The organism is Methanosphaera sp. BMS, assembly GCF_003268005.1.
Classification (GTDB): domain Archaea; phylum Methanobacteriota; class Methanobacteria; order Methanobacteriales; family Methanobacteriaceae; genus Methanosphaera.
Map to the genome: position 1 here is coordinate 845,776 of NZ_CP014213.1, position 12,143 is coordinate 857,918.

General features: G+C 29.5%; 7 protein-coding genes. All 7 read left to right on the plus strand.

What is annotated here, in order from left to right; all coding sequences use genetic code 11:
- Nucleotides 1-130 precede the first annotated feature (130 nt).
- The 7 genes from AW729_RS03035 to AW729_RS03055 all read left to right on the plus strand — a co-directional run bounded on the left by AW729_RS03035 (nucleotide 131) and on the right by AW729_RS03055 (nucleotide 12,142).
- A complete protein-coding gene (locus tag AW729_RS03035) occupies nucleotides 131-7,240 on the plus strand; it encodes a C1 family peptidase (protein ID WP_112123710.1) in 7,110 nt (2,369 codons plus the stop codon).
- The gene (locus tag AW729_RS03040; RefSeq protein ID WP_112123711.1) at nucleotides 7,237-8,115 is read left to right on the plus strand and encodes a hypothetical protein; all 879 of its coding nucleotides are present in this window, start codon (nucleotides 7,237-7,239) and stop codon (nucleotides 8,113-8,115) included. Before AW729_RS03035 ends, AW729_RS03040 begins: the two co-directional genes overlap by 4 nt.
- A gap of 243 nt (nucleotides 8,116-8,358) precedes the next feature.
- A complete protein-coding gene (locus AW729_RS03045) occupies nucleotides 8,359-9,249 on the plus strand; it encodes a hypothetical protein (protein WP_112123712.1) in 891 nt (296 codons plus the stop codon).
- 57 nt (nucleotides 9,250-9,306) lie between these two features.
- The gene (locus tag AW729_RS11655) at nucleotides 9,307-9,432 is read left to right on the plus strand and encodes a hypothetical protein (RefSeq protein ID WP_257791413.1); all 126 of its coding nucleotides are present in this window, start codon (nucleotides 9,307-9,309) and stop codon (nucleotides 9,430-9,432) included.
- A gap of 53 nt (nucleotides 9,433-9,485) precedes the next feature.
- Complete coding sequence (locus tag AW729_RS11180) at nucleotides 9,486-9,659, plus strand: hypothetical protein (RefSeq protein ID WP_162685756.1); 174 nt, start codon at nucleotides 9,486-9,488, stop codon at nucleotides 9,657-9,659.
- Nucleotides 9,660-10,775: 1,116 nt separating this feature from the next.
- Nucleotides 10,776-11,399: a hypothetical protein gene (locus tag AW729_RS03050; RefSeq protein ID WP_112123713.1), complete on the plus strand. Its 624-nt coding sequence runs from the start codon at nucleotides 10,776-10,778 to the stop codon at nucleotides 11,397-11,399.
- Between the two features lie 221 nt (nucleotides 11,400-11,620).
- Complete coding sequence (locus tag AW729_RS03055) at nucleotides 11,621-12,142, plus strand: hypothetical protein (protein ID WP_112123714.1); 522 nt, start codon at nucleotides 11,621-11,623, stop codon at nucleotides 12,140-12,142.
- Nucleotide 12,143: the final 1 nt, after the last annotated feature.

Sequence of the window (12,143 nt, forward strand, 5' to 3'; positions counted from 1 at the left end):
ACTATTATTATTAATCGAATAAATTAATATAACTTGAAGTGAACACTTTTAAATGATTAACTGAGAATACATAGTAAAAAATACTCTTTGATTTGAAAATAAAAAGAATAAACCTATTTCAGGTGATTTAATGAATAATAAATTTTTAATAGTGAGTATAATAGTGTTTTTATTATCTTTATCGGTTGTATGTGCTTCAGATGTCAATGAATCTCAATCTGAAAAAACACAAACACTTGAAGTGGATAATGATGATATTAACTCAAATGTAAATGATTATAATATTGTTTCTGAAAATATTGGAAAAAAAAATGAAAGTGATTCGGAGAAGATAAACAGGGAATATAAAAATAAAACAGTAAAAAGGGATGATGAATCATCAGATATCTCATTAATTGTTTCAGCTACTGATATCAAATATGGTGATACTGCCAGTATATTTGGAACACTTAATAATAATACTGTTCCCTTAATGCAGGAAGAAATAACATTGCTGTTAAATGATGAGGAGTACACGACAACAACTGATGTGAATGGAGAATACAATTTCAGCATAACTGATTATGATATAGGCTTAAATGAGGTGGTGGTATTTTATGATGGTGAAACAGACTTCGTATACAATATCACTTCATTTACTGTACGGAAATTAAATACAACGACGATAATAACTAATGCTATTGGAGTAGTATATCATAATGTAATTGAATGTGCTATCGTTACAGATGAATGTAATTATGTTGTGAATGAAGGTTTTGTAACATTTATTCTAAGAAATCAAGTTATTGGGACAGCGGATGTTATAAATGGGCTGGCAATTCTGAATTTCGTGTATAATATCAGTGTAAATGATACTATACAGGCGATATATAGTGGTAGTGACATTTATAATCCGTCCAATAGCAGTCAGGTTATTGTAATTCGCAAGCAATATGCAAATATAATAATATCTCCGGTATTCTGTTATGTGAAGGATACTGTGACATTTACTGCTTGGATACTCGATGAGGATCATAATAATGTTTCATCAGGAAAGTGTGTGATGAAAATTAATGGTAAAACGGTCAAGGATGAAAATGGCAAGGTAATCTATGCTAAGGTAAACAATGGAATATCCTCATTTAATGTTACATTGCCGGCTACACTTGAGGGTATACATAATTATACTATAGTATATTCTGGAAGTAGTGCGTATAATGGTAGTCGTACAACAAATACGTTGGTTGTATATAAGCGAAATTATACGGTTAACTTAAATGTAACGCCGAATCCGACAAAAAGGGGAGGTACTGTTAACTTAACAACGACCATAAACAGTTCCAATCTTAATATAAATGGTGGAGAAGTAATCTTTAAGTTAAATGGAAAGACCCTTAAATATGATAATGGAACGGTAATCCAAGTAGGTGTACTGAATAATGAAGCAGAACTATCATATATAATACCTGAGTCACTTAGCATAGGTGATAAGACAATGAAAGCTGTTTATATAGATGAATTGTATGATAGGTACGAAACAGAATCCACATTCACCATCGCAAAACAGGATATTTATATCGTGTTAGAAGAAATCGATTATTATGCCAATAAACTTGTAATCAAAGCAGATGTTTTCAATGAATTTAACCAAACAATCAACAGAAATATCACATATGCAGTAAAACTAAACGGAGTAACCCAATTAATATCTAATACGAATGGCAGTACAATTAATGCTCAAATGTACAACAGATACAATCCAAACAATTATACATTATCTATTGTAATTGGTGAAAGTACTGGATATACTTCCTATATATATACAAATAATATCACATTACATAATCCAAAGATAAGCATTGAAAATGATGAGATATATCGCTGTAGTTACAATGTATTTACAATTTTCATACCATCTGAATACATCAGTCAAAACAATACTTTACTGTTATACTTGGATGAATTATTGTTATTAAATACAACAATTATCACAGATAATTTCACAGTAGATTATTACACGCCAATATTTTATGAAGGAAACTATACCTTACATGCAATAATAATGAATGAAAATAATCAAAACTTAAAACAAGAAGACAAAAATATCACCATTTTATCAGATTATATCTATGTCAACTCAAATGGGGACATAAACAGTAATGGAGATACGATAAACAATCCCACCACATTAGAAACAGCAGTTAATATAGCAAATGATAATCAGATAATACTATTATCCACATTAACAGATACGGACACTTATCTTATGACAAATTTAACTATAAACTCTACTTCACACAACATTAAAATCATGGCTCAAGCAAATAAAACAATAATATTTGATGGAAACAATACCAATAATTGCATGAATATTTCAAATGATTATGATGTTACATTCAGTAATATACGATTTATCAACGGATATAACAATGATTGTGGGGGATTATTTGTAAATACTGGAAATTTGACAATAATTAACTACACAATAGAAAATAATCATGCATTTTCAATGGCGGGTGCGATATTTAATAGGGGCAATATCACACTTCTAAACAACAATATCTCTGATAATTCCGTGATAAACAACTCTTACTCCCTAAATAATGATACATTGAACCATAAGGGTGGAATAATCAAGAGTCTTGAAGGCAACATATTTTTAATAAACAACAGTATACATAATAACTCTGCTACTTTTGGTGGCGTAATTTCAACTAATAATAGTAGTGTATACTTATTAAATAATACCTTTTCAAATAATGCCGGAAATATAGGTGGTGTGTTAGATTTATCGGACACATTATCAATACAATACAACAATATATTCACAGGTAACTATGCAAAAAAGGCGTCAGTACAAAGATCCATATCTTCATTAGACTTTATCAACAATAACATTTATATAAACAATAACGCAACAGAAAAAGGACTATTATTAATTGATGATTCCACTACCACAGTCGATAATTGTACATTTAACTATAATCATGCTAGATATGCATCTTCCATTTACTCTACAACAAGCAACTTGAATATCAACAATTCAGTATTCAATTATAACAATGCTTCAGTTCAGGGCGGAAGCATAATCAGTAAATATTCCATTGTCGTGATAAATAACACATTATTTAATGAAAATAATGTTCTTAATGGTGTAGGTGGAGGGATATATTCTGAAAATAGTAATTTATACATTGACAATTCAACATTCACCAACAATACCGCTAAATACGGTGGAGCCATCTGCGTAATTGGAGAAAATGAAAACATTATAGAAAACAGTCATTTCCTATCAAATAATGTATCAATCGATGGTGGTGCAATATACTCATCCAAAAGCCTGTTATACCTCAACAATAATACATACACCTCAAACAATGCACAGAACAATGGTGGTGCAATCTCAGCAACAATGTTAAACACCCTAGAAGTAACAAACTCCACCTTCCAAGACAACAATGCAAACAATTACACAAACATACACACAATAGAAACAGTAACTCTTATCAATAATAACTCATTCGACTTAAATACGATGAAAACATCCGTTATCACAAATGAACTAACAGGAAATATAAATGACAATTACTGGGGAACCAATACACCGGATTTTATGACAATAACAAACAACAACTCTCCGCAAACATGGAAAATAATAGAAAACAATGAATACATGACAATAAACAACACCAACACCACAGAAATACAAACAGGACTCAAAACATTATCCATAACAAACAATCATAACAACCAAGTAAACACATTAATACCTAAAAAAGATATAAACCTAATAACAGATGACATATTAACCACAACAGATACCAACATCACAATAAACATAACATTTGATGAAAAAATAACTGCAACCATTCAAATAATTTTCCCTGATGAAACAATCATACAACAATATTTAAGTAACACCAACCAAACAAGCATAACATATAAAACAGGCATTCATGATGGTTTAGAACAGATACATATAAATTTAATCGAATCGGGTAGTTATGTTGCTAAAAGCAAGTTATTAAATATATTTGTACAAGATGATTTATCATCATTTAATTTAAATGATTACAACATGGTTACATCAGTTAAAAATCAAGGCTCATCTAATGCGTGTTGGGCATTTGCAAGTCTTGGCACACTAGAATCAGCTATACTCAAATCATTTAATCAGACAACAGATTTCTCTGAAAATCATCTGAAAAACATTATCAACAAATACAACATCAACGGAACAGATGCAGATGCTAATACAGGTAGTTCACTACTTAGACCAATTAATTACCTGTTAAGCTGGACAGACCCAGTAAATGATTTGGATGATATATTCTTTGAAGAAAGCATATTGTCTGATGATATTCCATCAACATTCCATATTCAGGACGTGGTATTTCTTGAAAATTACAACAGTTTAAATCCACAGGATATAAAAAATGCAATATTAAAATATGGTGCATTATTTACAGATTTAAGTGTTAACGGAAGTTGTGATCATACAAATAAGACAATAGAAGATAATCTAATAATATCCACTACAGTAAATTATTATAATCCTACAATAACAAGTCCTAATCACGCAGTATCCATTATAGGATGGGACGATACATATAGCAGATATAACTTCAATAACAATGGAAGTATTCCTGTGGGTGATGGTGCTTTTATAATCAAAAATAGTTGGGGAACCGATAATGGAATCAGTGGATTCAACTATGTATCATATTATGATAAAAGCCTCGGAACAGACGGATTCATAGCATTCCTATTAGATAATAGATGTAATTATTCCAATATTTATCAATATGAAACATGTAGTGTATACACATTTGACAGTAACAGTACTGAATTTACTATTGCAAACAATTACCATTCACGAAGTGCAGAACAAATACAAGCCGTAGGAACATTCTTTGATAAAGAATCCAACTATACGCTTGTAATCTATAAAAATGGTGTAGAGCAGTATACTCAAGATGGTAATATCAACCATGCAGGTTATCAGACAATAAAATTAAAACAATACATACCATTAAATACTGGAGATGATTTCACGGCAATGTTAACAATTAAAAATAGTCACGTGAAGATATTTGTTCAAAACATCTTAACTGTAACTACTGAAAATATCACGGATGAATCATTCATATTTAATAGCACAACATTGTATAATTTAAGAAAATACCATTTAACAGCATGTTTAAAAGTATATACCGGATATGACAATCAAACAACACAAAACACCAACATCACAACCGGACAAATAAACATATACATACCACATAATGAACCTTCACAAATACCAGATATAATAAATAACCAGACAAATATCAGTTCAAATAATTCACTATACACAATAAAAATACCAATAATATGGTATAGCCCAACAGGTACGGAAATATCATATGATAAATCCTTTGATATTGTCATTGCTAACGAAAGTCATTATTTCGAATCTGAACAATTAGTCAGGACTTATCTATCATTAAATGGAACTGCCATAATGAATTATGAAAATAAAGAGGGACAAGGATTATACATCAGTAAAGAGGATGATGGTTCATTTATTAATATAGAATTAGTATATGATTTTACCGAAAATACCAACTTTTTAAGTATAATATTCAATAATACCGATGGTTCTTTGGATAATAAGGCCAGTATCATAATAAATAATAATGTACTTTGCAATATAACTATTTATCCAGGATACAATTCTACTCTTGACTGGTATAGTATACAAGAGGATTTCATTACAATATTCTCTTATAACAACCAACAGATTCAACGAGTTGAACCTATATACTACTACAATAAATATAATATCAATGTTACTCAAACATACTTCATTACAAAGACAAAAATAAACACGACAGACTTCTTAAACACTAGCAATACTATTGTTAACCATTTAATTTATACTGCCGGTAAAGTGTTCTATTCAAATGATCTGCTTGCTGATACAATTGCAGAAGCATTAAATGTATCAAATCATAGAGAAAATTATACCGTAATCTTATGCGGATATAATGGCAGAGTGTATATTAGTGCATTGGATCCCAATATGGGCATGATGATAAATGGGGCTAATGATAACAAGATAATGTTCAGATTCATCACATCCTACATGTTATCAATCTTAGAAGAAAAAGCGTTGGATTCATCCCATCCAGTTAATTCAGCCTTAAATAATATATTGGATGCTTTTGATACAAATTCATATAATGTCTTTGAGGATGAAAATTATCTTTACTTGGTTTTAAATGATAACATGAATACGACGTTGACTATGGATAAAAATACTGGTTTGATTGTTGATTACATCCAGTATGGAGATAATGTAATCCATGGAGTTCAAAGTGATGATGATTATACATTTACCGGATTTGAGATTGGCTCTCCAGAAGCTGAATTACAAAGAACCGTTGGATCAATATTAATGTCAGCTGCACCATACTGTGTGGGAATACCAGCTGTTGGTCCATTTTTAGTTCCAGTTGTTTATGTTGCTGGAGCACTCATATGTGCTGATGCTTGTGGTCTTTTAAACTTAAATCAATTAGATAATACAACTAGATTGATTAATTTTGGTTGGGATGTTGCAACATCATTTCCAGTTGATCACATGATAGGATTCATAGCAGATAGTAAAAAGATAGCCAGTATCTTTAAAAACAGTGAAATGATTGAACAATCAGCTAAAAGTGTGGAAAATACATTAAAATCCACCATTAAAAGTAGTAGTAATTACATTAAAGTAAAATGCATGGAAATATTACAGGATACATACTTCACTTTAGATGAAATAACACGTCTATCAAAGGTTACCGAGAATATAGTTAAAGGATTTTTAAAAGTATTAAACCTGCCAGTACCCAAGACAGTTTATGATGAATTCTCCAAGGATTTGAATTTACTGTTTAAATTGGATACAGAACCACTAGCAGAACATTCCATATTAAACAAGGCAACTTATGAAATCTTTTGTTCCAGATTAGGTCAGGAAAAAAGCAATATAATGGGAATATGTTATTTCTATTATGGATTCTCTAAAGAAGCTGTTGAAAACTTTTATCATGACTATAGTGAAAAGGTAATTATGAACATAACTTTAAGCATGGAAAACGAAATATTAGAACTATTCCATGAACAATATAAAATTATTTCACTACTTAATTTAAATAAATCCCTGATTATTAATGATTATGAACACTATTATGTAGCAGAAGATTATTATGATACAATGAGCGTGGTATTATGAAGTATTGTGAGAATTGTAATGCAGAAAACCTTAACGAGCAGATATTCTGCCGTAAATGCAACCATCAATTTGAGGATTTTGACTGGAATACAGTTGAAAGAGAAAATGTCTACGCGGATTCTTTGAATGACCAGTTCAGACAGACCGAACAGGATCTTCATGAAAAACACTTCAACGTTTCATTAAAAAAGGATGGGATAAAATTCATCATATGGACAGTAATATGTATTTACGGAATGTATTATGGAATACAGCATTCATGGCTATGCTATTATATTTCACTTCTTACTTATGGGTTACTTTTTATCTTCAAGTATTATAAGTTGTTTTTTAAACTCTTTAATGTTAGACTTCAGGAGAAAATCGGAAACAAAACATTCAATAATTACCGCTTAGAAAGCAAAGGTTTAATTGTAGGTGGAATAAATACATGGATGTTCTTTTATCCTTTAATTCCTATTATGGGTAATGAGTCTGGATTTATTGCATATTCAATGGCATTTCCTATCGGATTACTCTATGTTATTTTTGGTTTGGTTTTTTTCATAAGATCAGATGTATTCAATCAGTATAACGATAATTATTATGTTATAACCATTTATTTAATGTTTATGATGCCAGCTACTGCCTTATTCGGATTAGCAAGTGTGGCTTTATATTATTTATTAGATAATATATTTTTGAATATTTCATTAATAATATTATATTATCTGATATTGTTTCCGGTATTGTTTTTGGATAAAGTAAATCAGCATACAAAACATGATATAAGAGGACCATTACATTGGTTTTTATTTTATGCAATTGGAGCACCATTTATTCCAGCTATATTATGTTTTATATTCATGTTTTCATCAGGTTTAATGGTTAGTTGAACATACTTTATTTCTTTATTTTTTTGGATATTGATTCTTTAAAATAGGAATAATTAATCATGCTAATATTTGTTCTAGATTTTATTATAGAATGTAAGTCTCATTTTTTTTAAATTAGTACATCATTTAGTAGTTTTGAGGAGGATTGTATATAATTAATAGTAATTTATTTATTAATAATTTGATATACAGTATTAATATATATGTCTCAACAAATGTAATAAATGTGATAGGAGGGATATTATGAAGTATTGTGAGAATTGTAATGCAGAAAACCTTAACGAACAGATATTCTGCCGTAAATGCAACCATCAATTCGAGGACTTTGACTGGAATACAGTTGAAAGAGAAAACGTCTACGCGGATTCATTAAATGACCAGTTCAGACAGACCGAACAGGATCTTCATGAAAAACACTTCAACGTTTCATTGAAAAAAGATGGGATAAAATTCATCATATGGACAGTAATATGTATTTACGGAATGTATTATGGAATACAGCATTCATGGCTATGCTATTATATTTCCATTTTCATTTATGGGTTACTTTTTATCTTCAAGTATTATAAGTTGTTTTTTAAACTGTTTAATGTTAGACTTCAGGAGAAAATCGGAAATAAAACATTCAATAATTACCGTTTAGAAAGTAAGGGTGTAATTAGTGGAGGAATATTCCTATGGATGTTTTTTTATCCTTTAATTTATTTTTTTGATGATTATGCTAGATTAGTTCTCTTTTCAGGTGTAATTCTTGGTGGATTAGTATATATCCTTTTTGGTTTGGATTTGTTCATTAGACCACATGTATTCAATCAGTATAATGATAATTATTATGTTATAACAGTTTATTTAATGTTTATAATGCCAGCAGGAGTTTTTTTGGGATTTTTATTAGGTGCAACGTATTATTCTACCCATAATGATTTAATGGCAGTTTTTTTATTGGGTTTATATATAATAACTATAATTCCGGTTTTATTCTTGGATAAAGTTAATAAACATACAAAACATGATATAAGAGTACCAGGATCATGGTTTCTCTTTTATTCAATTGGAGCACCCCTTATTCCAAGTGTTTTATTGTTTATATATGTAGTATTAGGTTTATATAAATACATCCCCATCTTTTTATAGATGAGTATCTAAATTAAGATATATTAAATTTCATAAAGGGTTAAAAACCATATATGAATGGTGATCAAAATAGGATTCATAGCAGATAGTAAAAAGATAGCCGGCATCTTTAAAAATAGTGAAGTGATTGAACAATCAGCTAAAACAGTAGAAAACACCTTGAAATCCACCCATAAAAAGTAGCGATAATTACATAAAAACAAAATGCATGGAAATAATACAGGATACAATATATTTTGCTGGATGAAATAACACATCTATCTAACCAAAAAACGGAAGTGATTAAGTTTTCAGTTGACAGTCATGATGAAGATGAAGCCTGGGATGTATATAATGGAATACTGGATATTGAGGATTGTGATGATCCGGTTGCGGTACAAAATATATTGGAAAGTGAAATAGATCCCTGATATGATTCGAGTTATTTTCATTATACTGATTATAATCCAAATAAGAATAGAGAAAATAAAAAAGATATTTGTAATACATGGACATGCTGTCTGCTGCTTATTATCCTATTTATCCTCTATCTAACAATTATTTAAAGATTTAAGAGGGTTATTACTCCTTCCCCCATTTTTAACTATATCAACTTATTCTTTTTAATGACAATCATTCACAGAATATCTAAATCCCAATATGTATTTACATAGAAAGAGTTGGTGAGTATTTAAGATTTGATTAAGGCAGAATCAGATTAATCTTCAAGTTTTCATCAGCATTACTATAATCCAAATTATAATCCAAATTAATGAAGGATGAAAAAAAGGGTAGTATTAAGAAGAGAATGCTGATGCTACTTTTTATAATATACATCATTTATTTAACTATGCCTACATTAATCTGATGAATTATTATTTTTTTATCCGGAGCTTCCTTCTGTAATTTAACAAGAAAGTACACCCTTACTTATTATATTTAAAAAGGAAAGAGATAAACCATTGGATTAATAAGAAAAACAAAATTTTAAAAAAAAATAAATAATATCCTTCAAGAAAGATAAATATTAGATGTCACAAAAAAATAAAATAGAGAGGAAAGTTAATATTCCTTTTCCCTATTAAGGAAAATTAATTATTCCTTTTCCTTATTAATATTAAAGCAAGTACAATCGCAGTTACAAATACTACCGCAAATAGTATTGTAACATTGATGGTAATGCTAAAAATAATTAATATTAACTATAATATTAATATTATAACCTCCAATAAATATATGGAAGGAGATCCCAATCTCTTTCCAACATTTCTTGAAGCCCTTAAACAATTTTTACCCTATAACCCATATTATTTATTAATTTTTCATGATTAAATCAGGTTAATTACTTAATAGATTTCCGGAGTTTCCTCATGAAGTTCTGTTGGCATATTATTCTCATAACCGTCGTTTAACCATCTCATTTTTAGATATCTGCAACGTCAATTCATCAACGCAAGTAAAAATCAATTAATAAAAAAACCGGGCATTAAAAAAATATTTAAATCATGAAGATTAAATATAATACTATAAATTTAGGATAAACTAAAATGATGATAAAATTTACCAAAGATGAAATAAGAAACATACTCATATCCATAATAGTAATAAGCATACTCTTTACAATCAATACGACACAGAAAATCGGATGGACAAACAAAGAGATAATAAACATACTTATCATAACACTAATACTCTTTAGCATCTCACTTATAGCAAAGATCTACTCACAGAAATACCTGGCAAGAAAATATCACTATCACATCGAATATAAGATATGGGGATATGGAATAATATTTGCAGTAGTAACTATGCTTTTAAACATATTCATAATTACACCCGGATACTTCAAATACGGATTATACGACAGAATAGCAACAGATGAGGAAAAAGCAAAAATCGCCGTGACAGGATCTGCAATAAATATAATTCTAGCAGTAATATTTTTGATGGCATTGATTATCCTAAAATACAGCATTATGACAGCGAGCATAATCAAATTAGCAATGCTTATCGGATTCTACATAAATACATACATGGCAGTATTTAACTTAATACCATTCATGACATTGGATGGAATGAAAATAGTTGAATATGACATGAAAATGTGGATAGCACCAATGACCATATCTGCAATTCTTTTAGTAATAACATTTACAAGTTATATAATATAAACTAATTTCCCCTACTTTTTTTTCAAAAAATTCATCCATTATTCAATTTTACATACATTAAATCAAATGGATCAATACCACTTCACGATTAGATAGTAAAATGCAGCGTGAAATGAGAATATCCAAGAATTCACATCAATTTATTTAAGTGTTTTTGAACAACATATAAATATTTGAATTGTCAAACTAAGAATAGAACAAATGTTATTGTTGTGAAAATGATGAGATTAAAAAAAGGTTTTAAAAATACTATTGGCATACTGAAATTAGCATCATTATATCTGATGGCAAGTGACGACGACGATAATAATGCATATGATGAAATGATGGAAAGATGGCGTGAGATAGACCAGGATCCACGTTATGATATTTATCGGGACAATCCAAGATATAATGACGTTTTTACTCCACCAAATTACTGGGAAGCATATCCGGATGACCCTCGAAATCCATATAGGGATGACAATACCTACTATGACCAGGAATATGATGAAAATAACACCATAACTGTAAACAATGAAAATACCGAAAAGACGGAAAACAACAATACTCCTGCCACAACAACGGATGAAAATTCAAAAGAAAAAGTATACACCGGCAGTACAACCTCATCAAGTGATGATAATAGTGGTTCATTATTAATATTCTGTATAGGTATCGTTTTAATAATCGGTATACTAATGGTCGCTCCTTGGCTGCTTATAATAGTTATACCATTAATAATATGTGCATTAATGAAGTAAA

Excerpts from the sequence above, each read along its gene's own strand:
- AW729_RS03040 (WP_112123711.1), top strand. The coding sequence starts at position 7,237 with ATGAAGTATTGTGAGAATTGTAATGCAGAAAACCTTAACGAGCAGATA.
- AW729_RS11655 (WP_257791413.1), top strand. The coding sequence starts at position 9,307 with ATGGTGATCAAAATAGGATTCATAGCAGATAGTAAAAAGATAGCCGGC.
- AW729_RS03035 (WP_112123710.1), top strand. The coding sequence starts at position 131 with ATGAATAATAAATTTTTAATAGTGAGTATAATAGTGTTTTTATTATCT.
- AW729_RS03045 (WP_112123712.1), top strand. The coding sequence starts at position 8,359 with ATGAAGTATTGTGAGAATTGTAATGCAGAAAACCTTAACGAACAGATA.
- AW729_RS03050 (WP_112123713.1), top strand. The coding sequence starts at position 10,776 with ATGATGATAAAATTTACCAAAGATGAAATAAGAAACATACTCATATCC.
- AW729_RS03055 (WP_112123714.1), top strand. The coding sequence starts at position 11,621 with ATGAGATTAAAAAAAGGTTTTAAAAATACTATTGGCATACTGAAATTA.